The sequence below is a fragment of the Streptomyces sp. CA189 genome (assembly GCF_056428985.1).
Genome location: NZ_JBWJVM010000004.1, coordinates 36,433 through 57,517, shown reverse-complemented (window position 1 = coordinate 57,517; position 21,085 = coordinate 36,433). Strand labels below are relative to the sequence as shown.

The following is a 21,085-nucleotide window of genomic DNA, read 5'->3' as shown; positions in this document are numbered from 1 at the left end:
CCGCGAGGAGAACCGCCCCATGTCCGCAGACTCGCACCCCACGCTGCCGCCGGTACGGCTGCTCCCCGACGCGGAACTGGCCCGCGACGCCCTGGCCGCCCCGCTGTTCGCCCGCGCCGTGCGCCTGGCCCGCTGGGCCGGGCCGGACACCCGGGTGGACACCGGAGGCGAACTCGCCGCCGAGCAACTGCCCGAGGCCGTGGCCCTGCTGGGGCTAGACCCCGCCGACGAGGACTCCGCCGCCCACGCGAGCCAGGCCTGGCGGGTGGCCGTCGACACCGGCCTCGTGGACGTCACCGAACCGGAGGAGCACCTCTCCGCCGACGGGGAAGCGGCCTGGGACGAGCAGGAGTTCGGCACCGCCGAACCCGGCGAGGACCTGGCACTGGTGACCGGCGGAACCCCCGGCGACGTGCTCGACCTGTGGCTGGCCGCCCTGGACACCGTCCTCGCGGACGCGGCGGTGCCCGCCCTGGACGACCTGGTGGACGCCCTCGACTCGGGTGGCGAGATCGACTTCTCCCAGCTCGACTGGAACCCGGGCCGCGAGGCCGACTTCCTCGACGGGGTCCTCGCCAACCTCTACCTGCTCGCCGTCGCCGAAGGCGGCACGGCCGACGGCCCCGTGCCGCTCCCGGTGCTCGCCGCCTCGATGGTGGTGCCGGACGACATGGGAGAACCCACCGACGCCGTACTGGAGGCTGTCTCGGACGCGATGATGCGCCTCGACGACCAGTTCCGGCAGTTGGAGCCGATCGGGCTGGTCGAGTTCCGCCCCGTCGACGAGGAGCTGATGGCGGAGGCCGAGGACGAGGAGTTCCTCGCGAGCGGGGGAGCGGGCGCCGCCCTCGACGAGGAGGACGTCTCCCGGTACGGGCTGGTACGGCTGACCCCGCTCGGGCTGTACGGGATCCGGGCGCGCATGCTGGAGGCGGGCGTCGAGGCCCCGGCCGTCGGCGAACTGGCCGACAAGGGCGCGGACGTCCTGCTCGACGTGGTCTCCCACTACTCCGAGGCCGCCGCCCAGGCCGAGATCGAACAGTGGCTGGCCGGCCGCCCCGTGCCCGAGGCCGTCGCGGAACTGCTCACCGCCGCGCGCGGCGCCGACGCGGGCGCCCCGCTGCGCCGGCTGCGCTGCCAGCAGGCCCTCGCGCCGACCGGAGCGGAGGCCGAGCCGGCCGTCCGCGCGGTGCTGGACGACGCGGAGCTCGGGGGGCTCGCCCGGGTCTGGCTGGCCGAGCGCGGGGTGGCCGACGTACCGGCGCCGGACGAGGAGATGGTGTTCTGGCTGACGGTCGACACGATCGCGGCGCAGCTCGCCACGGGTGTCGGGAGCGGCGGCGGAGCCGAGGGTGGGGAGGGCGCCGAGGCGGAGCTGCCGCTCCTGATCGAATCGCTGACCGCCCATCACGCCGGGTTCTTCGAGCAGGCCTGGCGGGTGGACCACCCGGCGACGGCCCACGTGCTGGAGGCGATGGGGCGGCTGCACCCCGACAAGAAGGCCGCCAAGGAGGCCCGGAAGGCCGCGTTCAAGGCGCGCTCCCGGGGCGTATGAGGCATGGGGAACCAGCCGTTCCCGAAAGGGACTCGGCCAACGCGGACACCGGGCAAGGGTCGATTCGTTTTCCCGGGTAGTTCAGTCGGCGTTCACGTGCGGGCGGGAGCGTGTGCGCCGACGACCGCACGACAGGCGCACCACCTCCCCACCCCTGGAGACCCGATGCCGCTCAGCCGTAGAGATTTCACCGCCCGCACCGCACTCGCGGGTGCGGGCGTCGCGCTCACCGGAACGGTCGGCGCACTCGCCACCGCCCCCGGGGCCCTCGCCGCGGACGACGGCGCGCGGCTGGACACCGACCGGGAAACGGGTCGGGGCGGCCACGGCCACGGCCCCGGCTACGGACCGCTCGTGCCCGACCCGGCCGGCATCCTGGCCCTCCCCGCCGGATTCACGTACCGCGTGATCACGCACAGCGGTGTCACCACGCTCGACTCGGGTGAGAGCACCCCGTCCAACCACGACGGCACGGCCGCCTTCGAAGGCCACCGGGGCGTCACCCTCCTCGTCAACAACCACGAGCTGAAGGGCCCGCGCACCAACTGGACGCACCCCGTCCCGCTCGCCGAGGGCCTCGTCTACGACCCGGCCGCGGCGGGCGGCTGCACGGTCGTCGAGGTCCGGCGCGGCGGCGAGGTCGCCGAATGGGTGGGCATCTCCGGTACGTCGACCAACTGCGCGGGCGGCTCCACTCCCTGGGACACCTGGCTGACCTGCGAGGAGAACTCGGACCTCGCCGGCAAGAACGGGATGACCAAGGACCACGGCTACGTCTTCGAGGTCGACCCGCACGACCGCCGTGCCAACCTCGACCCCAAGCCGGTCAAGGCGTTCGGACGCTACGACCACGAGGCCGTGGTCATCGACCCGCGGCAGGGCCACGCCTACCTCACCGAGGACGCCTCCAACCCCAACGGGCTGCTCTTCCGCTGGACCCCGCCGAGCGGCTTCCGGCACGGGCGCGGCAAGCTCCGTACGCTCGCCGACGACGCCGGTGTGCTGGCGGCCGCCAAGTGCTTCGACAGCTCGGGGCTGTTCGTCGACGACCTCTCGCGGGCGACGAAGATCGGGACCACCTACGGGGTGGACTGGGTGCCGGTCCCGGACCGCGACGGGCGCACCGTGGCGGTGCGCAAGCAGTTCGGCGCGGCGGCCGTGACCCGCGGGCGCAAGCTGGAGGGCATGTGGTGGGCCGACGGCGGCGCCTACTTCGTGTCCTCCTACGCCCGTGAGGAGAGCCCGGGTGCGGCCCACGACGGCCAGGTGTGGTTCTACGACCCCAAGCGGCGCACGGTGCGGCTGCAGGTCCTGCTCGGGGTGAACGCCGACCCGTCGGTGGAGGGCGGGTACGACGGTCCCGACAACATCACGGTCTCCCCGTACGGCGGTGTGATCATCGCCGAGGACGGGTCGGGGCTGCAGCACCTGTTCGGTGCGACCGAGTCGGGGCGCACGTACCCGCTGGCCCGCAACGAGATGAACACGGGGACGGCCGAGGAGCCGGAGTACTCGGAGTTCGCGGGCGTCTGCTTCTCGCCGGACGGGCGGACGCTGTTCGTCAGCATCCAGGACCCGGGCATCATGCTGGCCGTCACGGGGCCGTGGCGGCGCCGGCGCTGACCTGGGAGCGGTGGACATGAGAAGAGCCGCCGGGCCGTGGGGCCCCGCGGCTCTTCTCGTTGTCCCACCTGTTCGTCTGTTCGTTTACTGAGCTTCGGCGCGGCTGGCCGCGGCCCACTCCTCGAGGAGGAATTCGTACGCCTCGGAGGGCCACTCGCCGTCCACCCGGCTCTCGACGAGCTGCCGGATCGCCTCGTTCGCCTCGGCGGCGGACGGGCGCGCGGGGCCCGCGGGCTGGAGTGTCTGGTGCATGGTTCCAAGGCTACGGGCGGGCACTGACAGCCACCTCCGTATTAAGGGTGGAACAGATCACCCGGGGAGGGCCTCCGTCGCTCCATGTGCCCGCCCACCTGCTCAGAGTGCCTGCGCGGCCGGTTTGACCATGCCCCGCACTGTGCGCGACTTCACAAACTCGCCCATGGCCGTCATCTCCCATTCGCCGGAGAACTGCTTGATCAGCTTGGCCATCAGTAGAGCGGTAGCCGCTCAGTGCCGTTGATCTGCGGTTCATCCAGCCCGTCAAGATCAACTGGGAGAGAACTGGGAAACGGGGGCATCCAGAGACCGCCCGCAGCGCGATGGAACTGGTCCCACCGTTCTTGCTGCGACTCCATGATATCGGCCTCCATCTTCAGCGTCAGGTTGCTGTACAGCCCCTTCACGCCCGCCAGCTCGTGGCCCATCCGCGTCTCGACGGCGACCTCCGAGTGGCCCTCCTCGTCGAGACACTCCTTCATCCAGTGCCGCAGCCGGTAGATGGGGAGCGCCGAGAACTCCTTCACAGGAGGGATAGCAGGCCGCGAGAAGTCCCGCCGCGCCTCCCGGGCTGGCGAACCGTCCCGGATCGGGTGCCAGTAGCTCTGCTCGAACCGCGTCCCCAGCAGCGGACCGCCGTTCATCGCGGGGAACAGCCACGGCGAGGTGTGCGAAGCAGCCTGCTCTTGGTGGAGCTCGGCAAGGAACGGCGGCAGCACGAGCGTCCGGTGGGAGTCGTACTTGGGGTCGACCAGCGCCATCTGTCCTTCGACCCACTGGTGCTGGTACTCGACGCGAGTGGCGGGCGTCTTGTCGTACCGCTCGACGGCGTCCTGCCGCTTCTTCTTGTCGGGCTCGCTCGCCGGCCAGCTGGGGGCGGAGAAGTCCTTCTGTAGCCCGTACATCTCCGCTGGCCGCATCCCGGCAAAGGCCGCATGCCAGATGTAGGCCCAGCCGGTGAAGCCCCACACCACGTAGGCGTTCACGGCCAGCTGGTACACCGGCGCCATGGCTAGCGGCTTCTTCACCTTCCGCGGCTTCTTCACGTACTTCCCTCGCCGGGGTGTCTCCGGTGGCATCGGCACGGTGCTGCGAAGTTTGTAGCGCTTGACGGCGTCGGCCATCATCATCCCGAAGACCATCAGGACGTCGGTGACGTAGGTGCGGGACAGCTCGCCGGCGGCGGCCTTCTGGTTCAGCTGGTTTCGCCAGGCGATGTACTCGGGGATGTCGATCTCGCCGACTCGGCGCCGGCCCCACTGCGGGTTGAGCTGACTTTTGATCATCGACTGGTACGTCTTGAGGGACGACGGCCGGAGGTCTTGGTCGGGTAGCCAGATCGGCAGGCTGTAGTCCTTGAAGAGCAGTTCGCCGCTGCTCTTGCGCAGGTGGGTTCCGTGCCGCACCTCATACTCGCGGTCGAGACCGTAGTCGTAGGCAGCGTCGTAGTCGTCGAAGCCGGACTCGCCCTCGTACTTCTTCTTCCCGCTGTCGAGGTACTCGCCGGCCCACCACTTGACCCGGAACTTGTTGCCGCGCTGTTCCACAAAGGGCATGGGGTCCCCTCACGTCGTCTGGAGTAGGGACGGATGTGCCGGCGTGCACCCCAGGCCGCCGGCCCCTCCGCGTCTAACTGCAGATCTACTCTGACGTTCCAACGGGGCACCCGCGGCACGTCCTGCAGTCCACGCCCTCGCCTCGCATCAGTCGCCGTATGCGCTTCTGCATGCACGCATCGGTGGCCGCTTGCGGCGCCAGGACGCACACCATCTTGTCTTCAACTCGGACCGCGTGTGCTTCGTGACCGGCCCCGAGATCGAGTTCGATGACAGTGCTCATAGGTCCCCCTAGTTTGCGGAGACCCCTCCAGGTGCCCTAAAGCCTGACAGATCGAACGCCTGTTGGTCACTGCTTGGTTGAACATTGCGCCGCTCCGTCACGTTGCGGAACGGTAACGGCGAAAAGGTTGTACGCCAATCTGCGCAGATCAGGAGTCGACGGGAAGGGTTCCGAGCCTTCGCAGCTCCTCCATAACCTTGTCGGTCATGGCCTCCGTCTGCCGGTGGGTCATGTCCGGTGCCGTCAGGCGTGCTGCTGAGTTGACGGCCGCCCGGATGTCCTCGGCCAGCCGGCCCTTTTCGACGCGCTGAATCTGCCCGCCATGGATGAGCTCAGTGCCATCGTCCAGGGTGATGGAGTCCGCGCCGTCGAGGACTGCCTGGCAGGAGCCAGCGCGCATGCCGTATCCGTGCTCGACCTTCGCGTAGGTCGTAGCGCTGGCCGGTCGCCCGTGCTCGACGTTCCAGTAGGTCTGCCCGGACAGATCGCAGGCTTTGGAGCCCTGCGCCTGCGTGTACCCGAGCGCTACGCGGCGCTGTCTGACCAGCACGCCGAGGAGGGTCTGCTGGTCAGTGGGGGTCTCGATAGCTGCAGCCATGGGGCCCATCATCCCAGCTACCTCTAGCTACCGCTAGAAACGGCTGTGGGTGCGGCCGGAATCTGCCCATAGATGCCCTTGCGATTCGATCTGTTTAGAGATTTTTAGAAGTTACTCCCCAGTTCTTCTAGACGTGACTGGATGACAAGTCTAGATTCAAGGCATGGAAAGACCCCCAGCCACCTACCAGGTGAACGGGGCGGCAATCCGCACACGCCGCAAGGAACTCGGTATGGGACTGACCGAGTGTGCCGCCGCCGCCGGGATCAGCAGGCCGTACCTGGACCAGCTCGAACTCGGTCACCGGCGCCACCCCAGACCCCCCATATACGCGGCGCTCCGCACTGCCCTCCGAGTGACCGACGACAGCCTCCTCGACCAAGAGGACGAGCCCAGCAAGGAGTGACATGGCCGCCACGAAGGCGCCCGCTCTCAAGATCGTGGAGAACACCTACACGGTCTCGGAAGCCGCAGTGAAGCTGCAGCTCCGCGAGGAAGACGAGGTCGACAAGCACGGCAAGCCCAGCAAGAAGGGCGAGAAGTGGCTTCGCGACGGAGTCAACCTGCAGGGATGGCCCTGCCACCGCATGGCTGGGGTCCTGAAGTTCACGGAGTCCGACCTGGCCGAGATCCAGGAGCTGAACCGGAACAAGCCGGAGACTCGCGGCCGTCGACGCACAGCGACCCGCAAGCGTCCCTCGACTCGCACCGCCAAGCCGGCCGTTGACAAGCAGCTCCGCCCCACGGGCTGAGAGCTATGCGGCCCCGACCGCCGGTGACCTGGCAGGAACCGGCAAGTCAGGGCCTACGAGATCCACCTACGTCTCTCGCATCTACCTGCAAGAGGAAGAGGACCCGATGTCCCGATCATCTCAGATCCTTCTGGTCACGTTCGATCCCTCCACCGCGATGGACCCGCTGACGGTCGTTGCCAAGGAGATCGGCGAGTCCGTCGAGCAGTACCTGCAGCGCGCCATCCCGGGCCCGCTGGACGTGAGCATCGCCGACGGCGAGGACCGCGGCCTAGCCGCGCAGGACGGCCGACTGGTCGCGTCGTTCACCTTCGCCCCGCTCGGCGGTGCCCGATGAGCTTCCTCCCGAAGCCGCAGACCCCGGCGCCTACGTCGGATGCGGTTCGCCGGTTCTCGGCGGCTCAGCGTCCGACCGAGCAGATCCGCGCGGCCAGCACGCTGGACCGGATCGACGCCGAGATGTGGCGCTTCCGTGGCCCGGTCCTGTCCGTCGAGGATCAGGGTGACCGCGAGACGCTCCTCGCCCAGCACGCGGCGGCCGACAAGGTCCTGTCCAGTGTGGCGCTGCGGCAGTCGACGGCGGTGCTGTCATGACCACGCCGACGCCTCGCACGATCGCCGATCTGGATCGTCCGCTGCCGGAACTGATGGCTGCGATCCGCAAGACCCAGCCGAGCTCCGGGTACACGCCGTCGCCGGAGGAGTTGGCCCGTCAGGCCGCTGCGGCCGAGCACCTGGCCGCGGTCGCCGCCGAGCTGCAGGTGGCTCCCAGTGACTACGTGAGGCATGGCCTCGACCTCGAGTGGCATCACCAGGTCGACGACCCGGCCGTCCCGTACAGCCCGTACCTCAGCCTCGGAGGCCAGTCGTGAGCGCCCCGGTGGAGGTCCGCCAGGAGGACGTGGTGCAGGCCGCTCTGGCGAAGGCCGACTCCGAGTTCCAGGAGCTGTTCGGGCCGCCCGCCAACTGGTCGGAGAACGTCCTCAGCGCGTACCAGGTCGATCAGCACATCGCCCGGCAGCGGGCCACGAACTGGGGGGAAGCGGCATGAACACCAAGTCGATCGCCGCAGCGGCGCAGGTCATCTGCGCTGCGGAGAAGAAGTCCACGGTCGCGGTGACGCTGGCCATCGCCCTGGATGCGGCTGGGTTGCTCCAGTCCCCGGAGACGGCCGCTGAGCTGGTCGAAGCCCGCATCAAGTTGGAGATCGCCGAGCGCCGAGTCGACGACCTGGCCACCACGCTCGTCGAGCGTGACGAGCAGATCGCCGGACTCCTCGCCGACGAGGTCGACCTCAGCGACGACCAGGCAGGAGTCCCCGCATGAGCGACGAACTCGCGCGGCTGCGTGCCGAACTCGACAAGTATGTCGGCAAGGAGCCCACCCTCCGCGAGGAGATGGCCTACCTCAACCGCTGCCTCAACGCCGTGTTTGACCTGTGCAGGGAAGCGGATTCCGACGGCACCGCGTCCGACGGGAAGTTCACCCCGGCCACGGTCATCCAGGCCGCCTCTGGCCAGAGGGAGGACGCCCCGGATGACAGGCGACGCCGGCTTTACCTCGACGGAGAAGGCTCGGTCTGGGTGGATGGCAGCGTCACGTCGGACGGAGAGGAGTGGATCGGCTACGTCCATCCCTCGGGTGGACAGTTCACGTTGGCCGAGGTGCGCGCCCGGACCGGCGAGCTGCACGAGATCGGCAGGACCTGGTGAGCCTCCTCGACATAGCCCGTCCGTTGGGCCTGCACCGCGCGGTCGACGAGGTCCGCCGGCTGCGGGAGGCGTTGGCCGAGAGCGCGGTCCGGTACGGGGACCTGTCCCGTCGGTACATCGAGGCCACCACCGCCCGGGACGCGGCGAACGCGAAGGCCAGTCGGCTCGGAGACGCAGAGCTCCGGGCGGCCGAGGCCACGCAGCGCGCCGATGCCCTCGAGCGGGAGGTGGCCGCGCTCCGGTCGCAGCTCGCCAACAGTCGCAAGGTCCACGACCTGACCGCGCACCCTGCGGTCGCGGAGACGCAGCCCATCCCGATCGTCTCCACGAGCACCAGCCCGCCGGTGTACGTGCCGATGCGGCTCTCCGCCGCAGCCGAAGCCGGCCTCCTCTAGACCGCCGGGCCCGCGCATCCCCTCGGACCGCGGACCCGGCCACCAACCACCGCCACGGACGGGCACCACCGCCCGCCCGCGGCCCGCCACACCCTCAACGAGGACCAGATGACCATCACCTGCCAGCGCTGCAAGGACACGGACGGACCGCACTCCTACTGCGGCAACAACGGATGGCGCTGCGAAGGCTGCCTGCCCTGGAAGAGGGAGAAAACCCGCGAGTTCCTTCTCTTCATGATCCGCATCCAAGGCGGCGAGTGGACCGTCGGCCGGGTCAAGGCCCTGTACCGCGAGGCCCTCCCCACTCACATCTGGCGAGCCACTATCCGCCGCGATCTCAAAGACCTCGAAGCCAGCGGCCGGCTGATCCGGCACGACGACCCGGCCCGCCGCTACTACACCTTCAACTGGGAGCGACCGTGACCGCGACCACCGAGACGCTCGTCGTCACCGAGCCCGGCGTCTACCCGATGACCGCCGAGGAGTACCACGCCGACCCGGTCCCCGGCGGAAGCCTCTCCTCCTCCGGCGCCCGCAAGCTCCTCGATCGCAGCCCCGCGATCTACCGGCACGAGCAGGACCACAGCCAGGCCCCCAAGCGCATCTTCGATCTCGGCCACGCCGCCCACCGTCTCGTCCTCGGCGAAGGCGCAGACATCGTCGAGATCAAGCACTCCGACTACAAGACCAAGGCGGCCCAGACCGACCGCGACGCCGCCCGCTTCGACAAGAAGACGCCGCTCCTCACCAAGGAGTACGAGCAGGTGCAGGCCATGGCCGCGGCCATCCGCCAGCACCCCATCGCCGGACCGCTCTTCACTCCCGGCGAGGGCATCGCCGAGCAGGCCCTGTTCTGGACCGACGGCCCGACCGGCATTACCCGCCGGGCGCTCGTCGACTGGACCAAGACCCGTCGCGTCGGCGGCCGGCTCATCCTCACCGACTACAAGACCACCACCGACGCCAGCCTGACCGCCATACCCCGAACGCTGGCCACCTACGGCTACCACCAGCAGGGCGCTTGGTACATCGACGGAGCCATCGCCCTGGACCTGGGCGACGACGACACCCAGATGGTCTTCGTGTTCCAGGAAAAGACCGCCCCGTACCTGATCAGCGTCATCCAGCTTCCCCGCGACGACATCCGCCGCGGGCGGCAGAAGAACCGACGGGCCATTGAGAAGTACGCCGAGTGCACCGAGACCGGCGTCTGGCCCGGCCACCACGAAGGCGTCGCCATCGTCTCTCTCCCGCCCTGGGAACAGATCCGCCACGACGAGGAGTACTCGTGAACTACCCCGACAACCTGCAGTCCGCACCGACGCCGGGACGCGTCGGCCAGGGCACCGCAGTCGAACAGTCCAGAGCGGTCGCCGAAGTTCAGGCCGCCGTCGTGATCGCCCGCCAGTTCCCGCGCAACGAAGCACAGTCCGTGGCACGGATGCGGGTCGCCTGCTCGCAGCCGGAGCTCGCACGACGCGCGTTCTTCCGGTTCCCCCGCGGCACCTCGCAGGTGTCCGGCGAGACCATCCAGCTCGCCAAGGCCCTGGCCGGCTGCTGGGGCAATCTCCAGCACGGTCTCATCGAACTCCGCCGCGACGACGAGTACAGGCAGTCGGAGATGCAGGCCTGGGCCTGGGATCTGGAAACCAATCAGCGTGCCTCGACCACGTTCATCGTGCCGCACGCCCGGTGGGCGAACAGCCAGGCGCAGCAGCTCACGGACTTCCGGGACATCTACGAGAACAACGCGAACAACGGTGCTCGCCGCCTCCGAGAAATGATCTTTACCGTGTTGCCCGTCTGGTTCATCGAACAGGCCAAGACGATCTGCAGCACCACCCTCAGCGGTGCCAGCGGCGACAAGCCCCGAGCCCAGCGAGTGGCCGACGCAGTCAAGGCCTTCGAGGGCATCAACATCACCGTCGACCAGATCGAAACGAAGCTCGGCCGCAAGTCCGACAAGTGGACCGACCCGGACCTCGGCCAGCTGCAGGTCATCTTCGAGTCCATCCAGCGCGGCGAAGTCACACGCGACGAGGAGTTCCCCGCCGTCCGCGTGAGCGTCGACGAGCTGACCACCTCCTCGAGCCCGGCACCTCAGCAGCCCGCCACTTGGCCCGAAGCTGCACAGCCTGGCGGTGCCGCATGAACGACTACCCCGAGAACGCCACCCTCGACCTGACCGCCTACCGGGCCGGCCTCGCCGCCTACAGGCAGCTCGTCGCCACCTACGTCGCGGAAGCCCTGCTCCGCAGCGATGACGACGAGCACCGCCGAGTCGTGCGCTTCGCCCGCGGTCTCGATGAGGCGGGCCTCAGCATCCGCAGCGAAGTCGACGCCTACCTCGAGACCGTCCACGAGCGAGACGCCGCAAGCGCCTGGAAGTCCCCGATCACCCGCAAGGCCGTCGACACCCCCAACCCGTGGGACGACACGCCGCCCTTCTAGCAGCACTTGGGCCTCCCCGCGGCAATCGGGGAGGCCCGCCCCCAGAGTCCCACACCGGAGGCAGTCATGAACGCAGTCCAGCCCGCCCTCGACGGCACCATCCCCACCCCGAAGACCCCCGCCGCTGTCCGCCGTGCCGCGGACTACGAGGAGTGGATCGAAAGCGTCTGGTCCGCGTACATAGCCGCCGCGGCAACCGGCCGCATCTTCACCTTCGCCGAAATCGCCGACGAACAGCGCCTCCCCGAACCGCCCGACAGCCACATGTGGGGACGCCTCGCCACCCGGTTGAAGGAAGAGGGCTACACGCGGACCGCCGGCTGGGCCTGCTCCCCGCGGCCCACCGTCCACCACTCCGGAGTGCGGACCTGGAAGGGCACCGCAGCAGCCCGACGGGAGGCCGCGTGATGGAAACCCTCATTGACCTGGCCATCGTCGCCTTCGTCTTCACCGCCGCCTGGATCCTGCGCCGGCTCGGCCGCGACGACGACACGAAGCGCTGGCGGGCATCCACCGGCGTCGAGGACGTAGCGGACGACGTCGCCGAGCGCCGCCGGGAACGCGAGATCGCCCAGCTCGAGGCATGGCTGCACCACCCGTACCGCAACCGCAACACCATCCCCCAGGCCCGCCGGACGGAGGAAGACAAGTGACCACGAAGCCGATCCCGCCCCACGGCAGCGAAGCCCGCTACGCCGGCGCCGTCGGACGCCCCGCATGCCACTGCCCGACCTGTGTGGCTGGCTGGACCCGAGCTGGACAGAAGCGGCTCCTCGCCCGCCTCGAAGGCCGCCCCGCCACCATCCCCAGCACCCAGGTGACGAGCCACATCCTCAAGCTGCAGGCGAGCGGCATGTCCCGTAGGCAGATCGCCGTCGCCGCCAACGCTGACGCCACCACCGTTCGTTACCACGCTGAGGGACGCCTCCCGCGAATCCGACGAACCACCGCAGCCAAGATCCTCGCTGTCCAGCCCGACCAATTCGCCGGCGACAGCTGGGTCCCCGCCTTCGCCAGCCAACGCCGCTGCCGCGCCCTGTACGCCGCCGGCCACGGTGCCTACTACATCGCCGCCGCCGCACCGGGACTCCGCCCCCGAACCGTCGACCACATCGTCAGCGGCTCCAGGCAGTTCATCTCCGCCGCCAACGACCGGGCCGTAGCTGGCGCCTACCGACTGCTCAGCACCCGCCGCGGCCCGTCGCAGCGAGCCATCAACCGTGCGAATGCGGCGGGTTGGCTCGGGCCCGCCTGGTGGGAGGACGACGAACTCATCGATCCGGAGTACACGCCGAGCCTTGATGGATTCGTGTCCATGCACGTCGACGTCAAGCACCTGCTCTCGTGCGGCGTCCCGAATGCCGAGGTCAGTGCGCGGACCGGCGCCTCCGTCAACTACGTCCGCGAGATCGCCACCGAGCTCCGCAACGGCAAGCCGCGCGACCGCAGCCGCAACAAGACCACCGCCACCGACATGCGAAAGGCAGCCTGATGTCCACCGGAGCCAACCAGAAGGCCCGCACCGCCACGCACCGGCCGGCCGCCAGGCGCCGAACCTTCCGCCACGACGACCTCGTCGCCGTCGACCTGTTCTCGGGCTTCGGTGGCCTGACCCGCGGTATCGAGATGGCCGGGTTCACCACGATCATGGCCGCGAACCACAACAGCTACAAGGTCGAAGTCCACGAAGCGAACCACCCTGACGCCGAGCACTGGATCGCCGACCTCGTCGACCCTGAAGCAGCGGACTACCACTCCGCCCGAGACCTTCCCGCAGCCGACCTTCTGGTCGCTGGCGTGAGCTGCGTCAACCACTCCCAGGCCAACACCATCAAGGCCTACGAGCAGGGTGCGACGCTGTTCGACTACGACGACCCCGACTACGAGGCGCGGGTCACCAAGTCCGAGCGGGACCGAGCGACCGCGAACTGCGTCCTCCACTACGCCGCCCAGCACCACCCCCGCCTGATCCTCGTCGAGTGCACCACCGAACTCACCTCGTGGGGGCCCGCAGTCCAGGGCCGCGCCAAGGTCGGAGACGGCACCACCTACCGCTGGTGGCTCAAGCAGTTCGACCTGCTCAACTACCGGCACAAAGTCCTGTACCTGAACTCGCAGTTCTTCGGCGTACCGCAGTCCCGCGACCGGCTGTACATCGCGTTCTGGGACAAGACCCTGCCCGCCCCCGACCTCGAGCACCGGCCGGCATCGCACTGCCAGCACTGCGACAAGGACGTCGAAGCGGTGTGGACGTGGCGCACCGGGGTCCCGCCGACCGGGTCGGTGCGCTACGGCAAGCAGTACGAGTACCGGTGCCCCTCCTGCCGCCGACCGGTCGTCCCGCCGATGACGCCCTCGCTGGCCGCACTGGACCTCAGCACCTTGGGCCAGCGCATCGGAGACCGCGCCAAGCCCCTCGCCCCGGCAACGATGGCGCGCGCCGAACGGGCACGGAAGCGGTTCGCCAACTTCCCCGCGCTGCTCATGCCGGCCAAGTCCGTACACGGCTCGGAACGGCACCTGCTGCAGCCCCTGGCCACCCAGACCAGCCAGCAGGAAACCGCACTCCTGTCGACCGGGGCAGTCATCGCCGCCCACCGGCACAACGGGGACGGCCAGCACATCAGCCGGCCCATGGACACAGTGACCTCAACGCACGAGAAGGCAATCCTGCTTGCGGTCGACAACTACCAGGGGAGCCCCCGCGGCGTCGACACTCCGCTGCCCACCCAGGTCGGTTCAGAGACGCTCGCTGTGGTGTCGTCCGGAATCGTTCCGTTCCGGAAGAACACCCTCGCCGCGATGTCCGGCCAGGCCATGCCGACGATCACCTCGGACCAGATTCCGGGACTGCTCACGGCCGCCGGGACGATCAACCACCGTGCATTCAAGTCGCTGTTGGCAGCAGAGTGGCGGGCCGCCCTCGCCGCACTGCCGCTCGAGGACTGCTACTTCCGAATGATGGCCGCGCACGAGGTCGGCCGCGGCTGCGGCTTCGACGTCGACTTCGCCGACTACCGCGGCACCTTCACCGTCTGGGGCTCCGCCCGCAACCAAGTCGACGGCTTCGGCAACGCCGTATCCCCGCAGGTCGGCGAATGGATCGGATCACGGCTCCGAGCCGTCATCCACAGCCGCCAGGACAACGGCCCAGAGCTCGCCGCCGCTGCGGCCTAGCCGACCACCACCCGCACACGACAAAGCCCCGCGGTCACCGCGGGGCTCGAGGAGAGGAGGAGCAGTGGAGTCAGGACGACGCAGCAGCCTTGCGCTGAGCAGTGCGCCATGCCTTGACCCGAGCGTGCACGTGCCGGCGGATGTCGTCGGCACGGGACGTGCCCTCCTCGGTGCACAGCTCGCCGTAGGCGGCCCACATCTCGTCGTCGATGCGGACCATGCGGCCGGGCGTCCCCTTCGTAGTCATATCGCCAGCGTAGCTGACCGTGCACTGACTAGTCACTGCGTCCACCTCTCGCGTATCTCTGATGTATTGCGGGTGACTATACACCCTGGGGTAGAATCAGAGAGCACCGGAGGTCGTAACACGGCCCCACCGAAGCCTCCATGAGGGCTGCCCGGAGACATCGCCAGCAGCTGCGTCGCCGCCCTCCCGAGAGAAGAGACCCGTGAGTACCGAGGCCATGAACTGGGCTATGGACGACGCGCCCATGCCGCGCACCGAGAAGGGCAAGCCGGACACCACGGCCCGGCATGTCCTCCAGGTGCTCGCCGAGCACGCACGCTCCGACGGTTCGAACTCGCACCCTTCGGTCCTCCGCGTCCAGTACCGCAGCGGCTACGACAGGACCACGGTGCAGCGCGCATTCCGCCGGCTCGAGAAGGCTGGACTGATCCGCAAGGACGGGACGGTCGACGGTCGCACCCGCTGGCAGCTGGCCATGGAACTGGTGCGGCCGGCGACGGACTGGAAGGAACTGGAGCGCGAGGAGGACGAGTACCGCGCTGCTGCCGCGGAGCGCAAGCGCCGGTCTCGCTCGAAGGGTGTCACGGACGCAGAGTCCGTGACCGTCACGGACGGAGAAGCCGTGACGGTCACGCACTCAGAGTCTGTGACAGGCGATGTCACAGACTCTGCGCCCAGCCGTCACGCACTTAACGCCCAGCCGTCACGCACTCAACGCCGCCCTAACCACCAACAACCGTCAGCTCAACCAAAGACAGATATCTATCTCCCCGCCGCCGCGAGCTCAGCCAGCCAGCCGAACCAGCATCTCGAAGCCTTCGGGGCGTTCTGGAGCAACTACCCGCTCAAGCGGTCCCGCGAGGAAGCCAAGAAAGCCTGGATCGCGGCCATCGAGCGCGGAACGGATCCCGCCCACATGGTCGACCGCGCCCAGGCCTATGCCCGAGAGCGCCGCGACCAAGACCCCCAGTACACGAAGCACCCGGCCACGTGGCTGAACAAGGGCTGCTACGACGACGAGCCCGCACCCGCCGGCCGGCCCCAACTTCGCGCCGTGTCCGGCGACGGCTGGCGCCCCTTCCAAAACCCCACCGACGACTCCGTATGGGACGAGGACTTGATCTGATGACCAGCAACCGACCCAACCGGCCCCACATCGACTGGCAGGCCCTCGGCCTCACCGCCCCGCCCGCCCACTACCCACACCCCGCCGACTACTTCGGCGACGACGACGGCGTAGCCCGCATCAAAGCCCACTACAAAGGCGAACTCCCCGCCTCCGACCTCGAGCCGGCCGAACGCCAGTGGCTCCACGACGAGATCGCCGGCGAGCAACGCCGCCTCGCCGAAGCCGGCAGCAAGCGGTTCATCGAGACCGTCCCCCGCCGCTACGCCGCCGTCCAGCCCGACGTTCGCACCGCCGACTGGGTCCGCCGCGTCATCGCCAACCCGGAAACCGAACCCAGCCTCCTGCTCATCGGACCCACCGGCACCGGCAAAACACACCTCGCCTGGGGCACCCTCCGGGCCGTCGCCCAGTCCGGATCCGCCCTCGCCTGCCGCTGGCGCGCCATCACCGCCGTCGACATGTACGCCACCCTCCGCCCCAAGGGCAGCCCCGACCCCGACGCAGCCCTCGCCTCGTACAGCGGCGCCGGCCTCCTGTTCATTGACGACCTCGCTGCGGCGAAGGCCACCGAATGGACCGAGGAGATCACCTACCGGATCGTCAACCACCGGTACGAGCAGTGCCTCCCCACGATGATCACCAGCAACGTGCCGCCCGGCCAGATGAAGGACCTCCTCGGCGACCGCGTCGCCTCGAGGCTCACCGAAATGTGCGAACGCGTCATCCTCCGCGGCGACGACCTCCGCAAAGGGCGTGCCGCATGACCGAGCCCCTCAGCCTCGACGACACCCGAGCCATGCGCGAAGACGGCGACCTCGGCGCATTCATCAAAGCCCACATGCAAGACGCCCGCCGCGTCGCCGCCCACCGCCGAGCCCTCGTCCTCAAGCATCCCGACCTCGCCGCCCGCCTCACCGACAAGCCCTTCCGGTTCAGTCGGCCCGAGTGCTGGAACGGCTTCATCCCCCCGGCCACCTGGAACCAGGCCATCAACACCGACCCCTCGAGGCGAGACCTCCTCGAGCTCGTCGCCGAAGCCGAACACCGCCACGGCCGCCCGCAGACCATCGAACTGGAGGAAGCCGCATGACCCGCACCGAGCACGCCGAGGAAGCCGCCCACGCCACCGCCACCGCCGTCTGCACCACCTGCCAAACCACACCCGGCTACCCCTGCCACAACGACGGCGTCCAACGACCCGACAGCAGCCCCGTCCACGCCGCTCGCTACACCGAAGCCCAAGAAGCCGCAGCATGACCGCTCAGCCCGTAGTCCGCGAGTTCCTGTACGAGCTGTGGGACGCCAACTGGGACGACGGCCCCCTCGGCAACTACAAGATCCACCAGTATCCGATCACCCGGAAGACCAGTCAGCGGATCTACTTCACGATCCATGGCCGGGCAGGGTTCGTCGACCGGCAGCGGATCGAGGCCGACGGAGCGATCTACCACGGCCGGTCGATGCGCCGCCTGCACTTGGCGCCGCCGGAGATCCCCGGCCCGCCGAAGCGCCCATCGCTGGCCGAGCTCAAGGCCGCCATGGCCGACGCTCACCCCGACCGGGGCGGCACCGACGTCGAGTTCATCGCCGCCCGCCAGCGGTACGAGCGTGCCCGCACCCTCCCGTGACCGCGCCCGCCCAGCACTACGCCGACCTCGCCGCCGCCGTCTACCGCACCCACCGGACCCGAAAGGCCACGACATGACCGACCAGCCCGCTGACGACGACTGCATCGACGGCTCCGGCCACCACCACCCTGAGCACGACTACCGCGGTCTCGAATGCCGGCGTTGCGGTGCCGAAGCCCCCGACTACGAGTCCTACCCCAACCCGTGACACGTCCGGCCAGCCGCAGGCAAGGCGGCTGGCCGGACACCCCGATCCTCTCACCGCACCGAAGGAGACCCGCGATGACCGAGCCCGTCGACCCCGCGAAGGCCGTAGCCGCCGAAGCCCTGCACGCCGCGCTCACCAGCGGCGCCGCGATCATCTGCTACGCCAAGTGCGAGCCCTGCCAGTGGGGCCAGCACTACGACGAGCCCGCACCCCACCAGTGGGCTGGGCCCGAGGACATCGAGCACGCCGCAGCCACCGGGCAGCCCGAGCCGACTGGCAACTGCGCTTGCAGTTGCGCCAAGGCCACGTCGTGACCGGCCCGACCCGCGAGCAGCTTCTCGTCCTCGCCGACCGGGCCGAGCGCGGCCCACTCACCGCGGCGGAGGCGGCCCGGCTGCGGCAGGGCATCACCGCCATGTACGCGGACCGCCGCTCGGCTGGCGGCCGGTTGGGCGCTAGGGCTCGGCAGCAGCGGGAAGCAGGACGCCGGCTCGTCGCTGTGGCCGCGCTGATTCGGGCGGCCCGGGAGCGGGGGACGCGCACGATCCCGGTGCAGATTCTCGACGCGACTCTGCGCGCGGAACTTCAACTCACCCCGCTGCGGCCCCGCCAGGCGCCACAGGAAGCCGCGTAGGCGCCTCGCAGGGCTCCGGAGTCCCCCGCGACGCCGGAGCCAACCCCAGAGCCTCACAGGGGCCGCACAGCCCCGCCGCCCCGACCCGACACCCGGAGGAACCCATGACCGCCATCCAGCCCGGCCAGACCTACCGAGCCGCAGACCCCCTCGACCTCATCCGCGCCAGCATCACCGCCCACGAGACGAAAGCCGACGAAGCACACGACGCCGACCGCCACCGCATCAGCAACGAGCACAACGCCATCGCCGCCGGACTCCGCATCGCCGAAGCGCACATCCTCGCGAACCCCGACGCCGAGATCGAAGCCAGCCAGCAGCGGGCGGTCCGCATCCAGCAGTTGCTCGACGACCAGCGCGACCGGATCCGGAAGCTGCACCGGCCCGTCGACTACCGCGGTCAGACCATCTGCGGCGAATGCTCGGCCTTCTGTGGCCAGAGCACCGACAACGCGCCCGTCGGGCACCCCTGCGCCACCATTGCGGCCCTCGAGGCGACGAAGGAGACCCGCGATGCCTGACCTGCACGGCTGGATCAGCCAGCAGATCGACCAGGTCGAGCGTGCTGCCAGCGAGGACGCTCCTGCCCCCTGGGCAGTGGTTGCCATCCGCCGCTGCGTCGCCGACCGAAAGATCCTCGCCCGCCACAACGTCGACCCTGCCAAAGCCGACTCGTATGAGGCCACCGCCTGCCACGGCTGCGGCGTGTACGGCGACTGCGACTGGCCCGAGACCGACAACCTCAACGACTGCCCCGAACTCCTCGACCTTGCCGAGGGCTACGGGATCACCGAGGCCGAGCTTGCCCAGCTTGACCGGCCGCAGCAGCCGCCCCGGCAGGAGACCGGCGCGCGCCCCCAGTGGGACGCGTGGCTCATGGGCACGCTCCTCCGCCCGGCCACCCCCACAGCCGCCGTACCTGCCGCGCTCCGTGGACCCAACTGGAAGGCCAAGCCGTGAGAGACGAGTTCCGCCAGGTGGTCCTCTTCGGCAAGCGCTACCAGTGGGCGGTAGAGGGACGCAGCCTCGCCCTATACCCCGCGCTCCCAGCCTTGGCACCGCCCTCGCCGTTCGACGCGACAGCCCTCCTCGCAGCCCTTGCCCAGCCCCTGCCCTACCCCAGACAGGAATCCCGCCCGTGAGCTACGACATCAGCCTCTACCTCAACGTCGACACGGGTGGCGCCGAGCCCGTCGAGATGACCGTCGCCGACATCGGTAACTGCACCTCGAACGTGGCGTTCATGTGGTCCGACGCCCTCGGCCACAGCCTCGGTGACCTCAAGGAGAAGAACGCCGGCGACAGCCTCCCCGCGCTGACTGCGGCCGTCGACCGGATGCTCGCCAGCCCCGACCGCTACCGGGCCATGGAGCCGTCCAACGGATGGGGCGACTACAACGGCGCCCTCGCCTACCTCACCGCCCTGCGCGACGCCTGTACCGCACACCCCAAGGCCAGCATCCACATCTGGCACTGAAGGTCACAGCCCAGCAACACACCCCACAGCCGGCCCGGAACACGGCCACCCTGTGGGACTCATGAACCCAACCCGCATCGCCCTCGCCGCAGCATCAGCCGTACTCCTCCTCGCCGGCTGCGGCGAACCCAGCTACGACGAATCCATCCAGCAGTGCATGGCCGCCGTCGAAGCCCGCTACCTGGCCGACAAGGCTAAGCCCAAGGCGTGCGAGCCGCTCAAGGACAAGGACTACAACGTGATCAACATGCACAAGACGTTGCGAGACGCCGGCCTGATCACCCCCACACCCCGCCCGTGACATGACGCAGCCCCCGACCTCGAGAGAGGCGGGGGCCGTCGCGTGTTCGGGGTCAGCGCGGGAGCGCTCCGTCGAGGTACTCCTGCACCGGGGCGAAGAGGCCGTAGGGAACGTGCTCGGCGATCTCCCCATGGGACACCCAAGCCACCTCCGCGATCTCCTCCGCGTCCCCGATGAAGGCCTCGCCGTCCAGGACCGAGCAGGCCGTGTACGACATCAGCCGGCCCGTCTTCGGGTGGACCCGCTCACCAAGCAGCTTGACCGCCTCGACGGTCAGGCCCGTCTCCTCGAGCGTCTCCCGGACCGCGGCCTCCTCCTGTGTCTCGCCGTCCTCGATGCCGCCCGCGGGGAACTGCCACATCAGCTCACCCTCGGAGACCCGGCGGCGAATCATGAGCACGCGGCCGTCGGCCACGATGATCGCGGCGGAGATTCCCTGCTCGGTCGTCGTCTCGGTCATGCGTGCGCCTCCAGAGCGGTGAGGATCGGCGGGTAGATGCGGTCGGTCGGGATGAACCGGGTCAGCGCGGAGATCGGTACCCACTTGGCTGCCGAGTTCTCCACGGGATCCAGGTTGGCGGGCTCACCGTCCAGGTGTTCGGCTAGGTGGTACTCGCACTGCGCTCCGGTCACGGGGTGGAGTCGGCTGCCGAGGTGCTGCCGTACCGCGCAGTGCACGCCGGTCTCGCCGAGCGTCTCCTGCACGGCCACCGTTTCCGGCACCGCGCCCGGCTTCACGATCCCGGCCGGGAACTGCCAGGCCGCCGTTCCGCCATCGCGCCGGCAGACGAGCAGCACCTCGCCGCGGCGCTGAACAACAGCGATGGCGACGCGCAGGGCCTGCGCCGTGGTGTCCGCGGGTGGCTGGGCGAGGCGAGCGAAGCGTAAGCGCACAGGTGGCAGGGCCTTCTCGTAGACGGTATCCAGGGCGGCTTGCATCTCCGCGCGGGGAATGGTGCCCGGCTTCAGGTGCCAGCTGGCCACGGTCTGCGGGTGCACGCCGAGGCGTCCGGCGAACTCATCCCGCGTCATCCGGTACGCGGCCTGCAGGTGGCAGGCCAGCGCGCCGGTCCAGGTGGTGACGTCCACAATCGCGCCCCCTGC

37 protein-coding genes and 1 pseudogene are annotated in these 21,085 nt (G+C 69.4%); 31 read left to right on the top strand and 7 right to left on the bottom strand.

What is annotated here, in order from left to right:
- Positions 1 to 19 precede the first annotated feature (19 nt).
- Both AC061S_RS05195 and AC061S_RS05190 read left to right on the top strand, forming a co-directional pair.
- Positions 20 to 1,555 (top strand): hypothetical protein, encoded by a 1,536-nt coding sequence (locus tag AC061S_RS05195; RefSeq protein ID WP_478684643.1) that lies wholly within the window; start codon positions 20 to 22, stop codon positions 1,553 to 1,555.
- Positions 1,556 to 1,720: 165 nt separating this feature from the next.
- Positions 1,721 to 3,178, top strand: a complete 1,458-nt coding sequence (locus AC061S_RS05190) for an alkaline phosphatase PhoX (RefSeq protein WP_478684642.1) — start codon at positions 1,721 to 1,723, stop codon at positions 3,176 to 3,178.
- 84 nt (positions 3,179 to 3,262) lie between these two features.
- Here AC061S_RS05190 and AC061S_RS05185 read toward each other — a convergent pair whose 3' ends face one another.
- The 4 genes and pseudogenes from AC061S_RS05185 to AC061S_RS05170 form a co-directional block, all read right to left on the bottom strand.
- The gene (locus AC061S_RS05185; RefSeq protein ID WP_243338429.1) at positions 3,263 to 3,430 is read right to left on the bottom strand and encodes a hypothetical protein; all 168 of its coding nucleotides are present in this window, start codon (positions 3,428 to 3,430) and stop codon (positions 3,263 to 3,265) included.
- Positions 3,431 to 3,532: 102 nt separating this feature from the next.
- A pseudogene (locus tag AC061S_RS05180) lies at positions 3,533 to 3,658 on the bottom strand (TerD family protein); the annotation flags it as partial.
- Positions 3,646 to 4,989, bottom strand: coding sequence for an integrase (locus AC061S_RS05175; RefSeq protein ID WP_478684641.1), 1,344 nt, complete (start codon positions 4,987 to 4,989; stop codon positions 3,646 to 3,648). The gene AC061S_RS05175 and the pseudogene AC061S_RS05180, both read right to left, overlap by 13 nt.
- Before the next feature lie 431 nt (positions 4,990 to 5,420).
- Positions 5,421 to 5,870, bottom strand: a complete 450-nt coding sequence (locus tag AC061S_RS05170; protein ID WP_478684640.1) for a hypothetical protein — start codon at positions 5,868 to 5,870, stop codon at positions 5,421 to 5,423.
- A 163-nt stretch (positions 5,871 to 6,033) separates the two neighbouring features.
- Between AC061S_RS05170 and AC061S_RS05165 the strand changes: the two genes are divergently transcribed.
- The 17 genes from AC061S_RS05165 (at position 6,034) to AC061S_RS05085 (ending at position 14,357) form a co-directional block, all read left to right on the top strand.
- Positions 6,034 to 6,276 carry a helix-turn-helix domain-containing protein gene (locus AC061S_RS05165; protein ID WP_478684639.1) on the top strand — a complete coding sequence of 81 codons (243 nt, stop codon included), beginning with the start codon at positions 6,034 to 6,036 and terminating at the stop codon, positions 6,274 to 6,276.
- 1 nt (position 6,277) lies between these two features.
- Positions 6,278 to 6,622 carry a hypothetical protein gene (locus tag AC061S_RS05160; protein ID WP_478684638.1) on the top strand — a complete coding sequence of 115 codons (345 nt, stop codon included), beginning with the start codon at positions 6,278 to 6,280 and terminating at the stop codon, positions 6,620 to 6,622.
- Between the two features lie 106 nt (positions 6,623 to 6,728).
- Positions 6,729 to 6,959 carry a hypothetical protein gene (locus AC061S_RS05155; protein WP_478684637.1) on the top strand — a complete coding sequence of 77 codons (231 nt, stop codon included), beginning with the start codon at positions 6,729 to 6,731 and terminating at the stop codon, positions 6,957 to 6,959.
- Complete coding sequence (locus tag AC061S_RS05150; RefSeq protein WP_478684636.1) at positions 6,956 to 7,216, top strand: hypothetical protein; 261 nt, start codon at positions 6,956 to 6,958, stop codon at positions 7,214 to 7,216. The genes AC061S_RS05155 and AC061S_RS05150 overlap by 4 nt, the downstream gene beginning before the upstream one ends.
- Complete coding sequence (locus tag AC061S_RS05145) at positions 7,213 to 7,494, top strand: hypothetical protein (protein WP_478684635.1); 282 nt, start codon at positions 7,213 to 7,215, stop codon at positions 7,492 to 7,494. Before AC061S_RS05150 ends, AC061S_RS05145 begins: the two co-directional genes overlap by 4 nt.
- Positions 7,491 to 7,673 carry a hypothetical protein gene (locus tag AC061S_RS05140; protein WP_478684634.1) on the top strand — a complete coding sequence of 61 codons (183 nt, stop codon included), beginning with the start codon at positions 7,491 to 7,493 and terminating at the stop codon, positions 7,671 to 7,673. Before AC061S_RS05145 ends, AC061S_RS05140 begins: the two co-directional genes overlap by 4 nt.
- Positions 7,670 to 7,948, top strand: a complete 279-nt coding sequence (locus AC061S_RS05135; RefSeq protein WP_478684633.1) for a hypothetical protein — start codon at positions 7,670 to 7,672, stop codon at positions 7,946 to 7,948. Before AC061S_RS05140 ends, AC061S_RS05135 begins: the two co-directional genes overlap by 4 nt.
- Positions 7,945 to 8,334, top strand: coding sequence for a hypothetical protein (locus tag AC061S_RS05130; protein WP_478684632.1), 390 nt, complete (start codon positions 7,945 to 7,947; stop codon positions 8,332 to 8,334). Before AC061S_RS05135 ends, AC061S_RS05130 begins: the two co-directional genes overlap by 4 nt.
- On the top strand, positions 8,331 to 8,729 hold the full coding sequence (locus tag AC061S_RS05125; RefSeq protein WP_478684631.1) for a hypothetical protein: 399 nt from the start codon (positions 8,331 to 8,333) through the stop codon (positions 8,727 to 8,729). Before AC061S_RS05130 ends, AC061S_RS05125 begins: the two co-directional genes overlap by 4 nt.
- A gap of 108 nt (positions 8,730 to 8,837) precedes the next feature.
- Positions 8,838 to 9,152: a hypothetical protein gene (locus AC061S_RS05120; RefSeq protein ID WP_478684630.1), complete on the top strand. Its 315-nt coding sequence runs from the start codon at positions 8,838 to 8,840 to the stop codon at positions 9,150 to 9,152.
- On the top strand, positions 9,149 to 10,021 hold the full coding sequence (locus AC061S_RS05115) for a PD-(D/E)XK nuclease-like domain-containing protein (protein ID WP_478684629.1): 873 nt from the start codon (positions 9,149 to 9,151) through the stop codon (positions 10,019 to 10,021). The genes AC061S_RS05120 and AC061S_RS05115 overlap by 4 nt, the downstream gene beginning before the upstream one ends.
- Positions 10,018 to 10,881 (top strand): hypothetical protein, encoded by an 864-nt coding sequence (locus tag AC061S_RS05110; protein WP_478684628.1) that lies wholly within the window; start codon positions 10,018 to 10,020, stop codon positions 10,879 to 10,881. Before AC061S_RS05115 ends, AC061S_RS05110 begins: the two co-directional genes overlap by 4 nt.
- Positions 10,878 to 11,180, top strand: coding sequence for a hypothetical protein (locus AC061S_RS05105; RefSeq protein ID WP_478684627.1), 303 nt, complete (start codon positions 10,878 to 10,880; stop codon positions 11,178 to 11,180). Before AC061S_RS05110 ends, AC061S_RS05105 begins: the two co-directional genes overlap by 4 nt.
- Before the next feature lie 66 nt (positions 11,181 to 11,246).
- Positions 11,247 to 11,588 carry a hypothetical protein gene (locus AC061S_RS05100; RefSeq protein ID WP_478684626.1) on the top strand — a complete coding sequence of 114 codons (342 nt, stop codon included), beginning with the start codon at positions 11,247 to 11,249 and terminating at the stop codon, positions 11,586 to 11,588.
- Positions 11,588 to 11,833: a hypothetical protein gene (locus tag AC061S_RS05095; protein ID WP_478684625.1), complete on the top strand. Its 246-nt coding sequence runs from the start codon at positions 11,588 to 11,590 to the stop codon at positions 11,831 to 11,833. Before AC061S_RS05100 ends, AC061S_RS05095 begins: the two co-directional genes overlap by 1 nt.
- Entirely contained in the window at positions 11,830 to 12,672 is an 843-nt protein-coding gene (locus AC061S_RS05090; protein ID WP_478684624.1) for a hypothetical protein, read from the top strand. The genes AC061S_RS05095 and AC061S_RS05090 overlap by 4 nt, the downstream gene beginning before the upstream one ends.
- Complete coding sequence (locus tag AC061S_RS05085; protein ID WP_478684623.1) at positions 12,672 to 14,357, top strand: DNA cytosine methyltransferase; 1,686 nt, start codon at positions 12,672 to 12,674, stop codon at positions 14,355 to 14,357. The genes AC061S_RS05090 and AC061S_RS05085 overlap by 1 nt, the downstream gene beginning before the upstream one ends.
- Positions 14,358 to 14,427: 70 nt before the next feature.
- Here the strand turns inward: AC061S_RS05085 and AC061S_RS05080 are convergent, their stop codons facing one another.
- Positions 14,428 to 14,604, bottom strand: coding sequence for a hypothetical protein (locus tag AC061S_RS05080; protein ID WP_403714357.1), 177 nt, complete (start codon positions 14,602 to 14,604; stop codon positions 14,428 to 14,430).
- A gap of 202 nt (positions 14,605 to 14,806) precedes the next feature.
- Between AC061S_RS05080 and AC061S_RS05075 the strand changes: the two genes are divergently transcribed.
- The 12 genes from AC061S_RS05075 (at position 14,807) to AC061S_RS05020 (ending at position 19,981) form a co-directional block, all read left to right on the top strand.
- Complete coding sequence (locus AC061S_RS05075) at positions 14,807 to 15,730, top strand: helix-turn-helix domain-containing protein (RefSeq protein WP_478684622.1); 924 nt, start codon at positions 14,807 to 14,809, stop codon at positions 15,728 to 15,730.
- Complete coding sequence (locus tag AC061S_RS05070; RefSeq protein WP_478684621.1) at positions 15,730 to 16,497, top strand: ATP-binding protein; 768 nt, start codon at positions 15,730 to 15,732, stop codon at positions 16,495 to 16,497. Before AC061S_RS05075 ends, AC061S_RS05070 begins: the two co-directional genes overlap by 1 nt.
- Positions 16,494 to 16,823, top strand: coding sequence for a hypothetical protein (locus AC061S_RS05065; protein ID WP_478684620.1), 330 nt, complete (start codon positions 16,494 to 16,496; stop codon positions 16,821 to 16,823). The genes AC061S_RS05070 and AC061S_RS05065 overlap by 4 nt, the downstream gene beginning before the upstream one ends.
- A complete protein-coding gene (locus AC061S_RS05060) occupies positions 16,820 to 16,990 on the top strand; it encodes a hypothetical protein (protein WP_478684619.1) in 171 nt (56 codons plus the stop codon). Before AC061S_RS05065 ends, AC061S_RS05060 begins: the two co-directional genes overlap by 4 nt.
- The gene (locus AC061S_RS05055) at positions 16,987 to 17,361 is read left to right on the top strand and encodes a hypothetical protein (RefSeq protein ID WP_478684618.1); all 375 of its coding nucleotides are present in this window, start codon (positions 16,987 to 16,989) and stop codon (positions 17,359 to 17,361) included. Before AC061S_RS05060 ends, AC061S_RS05055 begins: the two co-directional genes overlap by 4 nt.
- Positions 17,362 to 17,434: 73 nt before the next feature.
- Positions 17,435 to 17,569, top strand: coding sequence for a hypothetical protein (locus AC061S_RS05050; RefSeq protein ID WP_478684617.1), 135 nt, complete (start codon positions 17,435 to 17,437; stop codon positions 17,567 to 17,569).
- A gap of 74 nt (positions 17,570 to 17,643) precedes the next feature.
- A complete protein-coding gene (locus AC061S_RS05045; RefSeq protein WP_478684616.1) occupies positions 17,644 to 17,883 on the top strand; it encodes a hypothetical protein in 240 nt (79 codons plus the stop codon).
- A complete protein-coding gene (locus AC061S_RS05040; RefSeq protein WP_478684615.1) occupies positions 17,856 to 18,203 on the top strand; it encodes a hypothetical protein in 348 nt (115 codons plus the stop codon). Before AC061S_RS05045 ends, AC061S_RS05040 begins: the two co-directional genes overlap by 28 nt.
- Positions 18,204 to 18,307: 104 nt before the next feature.
- Complete coding sequence (locus AC061S_RS05035) at positions 18,308 to 18,724, top strand: hypothetical protein (protein ID WP_478684614.1); 417 nt, start codon at positions 18,308 to 18,310, stop codon at positions 18,722 to 18,724.
- On the top strand, positions 18,717 to 19,163 hold the full coding sequence (locus AC061S_RS05030) for a hypothetical protein (RefSeq protein WP_478684613.1): 447 nt from the start codon (positions 18,717 to 18,719) through the stop codon (positions 19,161 to 19,163). The genes AC061S_RS05035 and AC061S_RS05030 overlap by 8 nt, the downstream gene beginning before the upstream one ends.
- 178 nt (positions 19,164 to 19,341) lie before the next feature.
- Positions 19,342 to 19,680, top strand: a complete 339-nt coding sequence (locus AC061S_RS05025; RefSeq protein ID WP_478684612.1) for a hypothetical protein — start codon at positions 19,342 to 19,344, stop codon at positions 19,678 to 19,680.
- Positions 19,681 to 19,741: 61 nt separating this feature from the next.
- Positions 19,742 to 19,981, top strand: a complete 240-nt coding sequence (locus AC061S_RS05020; RefSeq protein WP_478684611.1) for a hypothetical protein — start codon at positions 19,742 to 19,744, stop codon at positions 19,979 to 19,981.
- A 52-nt stretch (positions 19,982 to 20,033) separates the two neighbouring features.
- On the opposite strand, the gene AC061S_RS05015 is transcribed toward AC061S_RS05020, so the two are convergent.
- Both AC061S_RS05015 and AC061S_RS05010 read right to left on the bottom strand, forming a co-directional pair.
- The gene (locus AC061S_RS05015; protein ID WP_478684610.1) at positions 20,034 to 20,441 is read right to left on the bottom strand and encodes an NUDIX hydrolase; all 408 of its coding nucleotides are present in this window, start codon (positions 20,439 to 20,441) and stop codon (positions 20,034 to 20,036) included.
- Entirely contained in the window at positions 20,438 to 21,070 is a 633-nt protein-coding gene (locus AC061S_RS05010) for an NUDIX hydrolase (RefSeq protein WP_478684609.1), read from the bottom strand. Before AC061S_RS05010 ends, AC061S_RS05015 begins: the two co-directional genes overlap by 4 nt.
- Positions 21,071 to 21,085 lie beyond the last annotated feature (15 nt).

Bases quoted from the DNA above. Each gene is read 5' to 3' on its own strand.
- AC061S_RS05195 (WP_478684643.1), top strand. From the start codon at position 20: ATGTCCGCAGACTCGCACCCCACGCTGCCGCCGGTACGGCTGCTCCCC.
- AC061S_RS05190 (WP_478684642.1), top strand. From the start codon at position 1,721: ATGCCGCTCAGCCGTAGAGATTTCACCGCCCGCACCGCACTCGCGGGT.
- AC061S_RS05185 (WP_243338429.1), bottom strand. From the start codon at position 3,430: ATGCACCAGACACTCCAGCCCGCGGGCCCCGCGCGCCCGTCCGCCGCC.
- AC061S_RS05175 (WP_478684641.1), bottom strand. From the start codon at position 4,989: ATGCCCTTTGTGGAACAGCGCGGCAACAAGTTCCGGGTCAAGTGGTGG.
- AC061S_RS05170 (WP_478684640.1), bottom strand. From the start codon at position 5,870: ATGGCTGCAGCTATCGAGACCCCCACTGACCAGCAGACCCTCCTCGGC.
- AC061S_RS05165 (WP_478684639.1), top strand. From the start codon at position 6,034: ATGGAAAGACCCCCAGCCACCTACCAGGTGAACGGGGCGGCAATCCGC.
- AC061S_RS05160 (WP_478684638.1), top strand. From the start codon at position 6,278: ATGGCCGCCACGAAGGCGCCCGCTCTCAAGATCGTGGAGAACACCTAC.
- AC061S_RS05155 (WP_478684637.1), top strand. From the start codon at position 6,729: ATGTCCCGATCATCTCAGATCCTTCTGGTCACGTTCGATCCCTCCACC.
- AC061S_RS05150 (WP_478684636.1), top strand. From the start codon at position 6,956: ATGAGCTTCCTCCCGAAGCCGCAGACCCCGGCGCCTACGTCGGATGCG.
- AC061S_RS05145 (WP_478684635.1), top strand. From the start codon at position 7,213: ATGACCACGCCGACGCCTCGCACGATCGCCGATCTGGATCGTCCGCTG.
- AC061S_RS05135 (WP_478684633.1), top strand. From the start codon at position 7,670: ATGAACACCAAGTCGATCGCCGCAGCGGCGCAGGTCATCTGCGCTGCG.
- AC061S_RS05130 (WP_478684632.1), top strand. From the start codon at position 7,945: ATGAGCGACGAACTCGCGCGGCTGCGTGCCGAACTCGACAAGTATGTC.
- AC061S_RS05120 (WP_478684630.1), top strand. From the start codon at position 8,838: ATGACCATCACCTGCCAGCGCTGCAAGGACACGGACGGACCGCACTCC.
- AC061S_RS05105 (WP_478684627.1), top strand. From the start codon at position 10,878: ATGAACGACTACCCCGAGAACGCCACCCTCGACCTGACCGCCTACCGG.
- AC061S_RS05100 (WP_478684626.1), top strand. From the start codon at position 11,247: ATGAACGCAGTCCAGCCCGCCCTCGACGGCACCATCCCCACCCCGAAG.
- AC061S_RS05095 (WP_478684625.1), top strand. From the start codon at position 11,588: ATGGAAACCCTCATTGACCTGGCCATCGTCGCCTTCGTCTTCACCGCC.
- AC061S_RS05085 (WP_478684623.1), top strand. From the start codon at position 12,672: ATGTCCACCGGAGCCAACCAGAAGGCCCGCACCGCCACGCACCGGCCG.
- AC061S_RS05080 (WP_403714357.1), bottom strand. From the start codon at position 14,604: ATGACTACGAAGGGGACGCCCGGCCGCATGGTCCGCATCGACGACGAG.
- AC061S_RS05070 (WP_478684621.1), top strand. From the start codon at position 15,730: ATGACCAGCAACCGACCCAACCGGCCCCACATCGACTGGCAGGCCCTC.
- AC061S_RS05065 (WP_478684620.1), top strand. From the start codon at position 16,494: ATGACCGAGCCCCTCAGCCTCGACGACACCCGAGCCATGCGCGAAGAC.
- AC061S_RS05060 (WP_478684619.1), top strand. From the start codon at position 16,820: ATGACCCGCACCGAGCACGCCGAGGAAGCCGCCCACGCCACCGCCACC.
- AC061S_RS05055 (WP_478684618.1), top strand. From the start codon at position 16,987: ATGACCGCTCAGCCCGTAGTCCGCGAGTTCCTGTACGAGCTGTGGGAC.
- AC061S_RS05050 (WP_478684617.1), top strand. From the start codon at position 17,435: ATGACCGACCAGCCCGCTGACGACGACTGCATCGACGGCTCCGGCCAC.
- AC061S_RS05045 (WP_478684616.1), top strand. From the start codon at position 17,644: ATGACCGAGCCCGTCGACCCCGCGAAGGCCGTAGCCGCCGAAGCCCTG.
- AC061S_RS05035 (WP_478684614.1), top strand. From the start codon at position 18,308: ATGACCGCCATCCAGCCCGGCCAGACCTACCGAGCCGCAGACCCCCTC.
- AC061S_RS05030 (WP_478684613.1), top strand. From the start codon at position 18,717: ATGCCTGACCTGCACGGCTGGATCAGCCAGCAGATCGACCAGGTCGAG.
- AC061S_RS05020 (WP_478684611.1), top strand. From the start codon at position 19,742: ATGAACCCAACCCGCATCGCCCTCGCCGCAGCATCAGCCGTACTCCTC.
- AC061S_RS05015 (WP_478684610.1), bottom strand. From the start codon at position 20,441: ATGACCGAGACGACGACCGAGCAGGGAATCTCCGCCGCGATCATCGTG.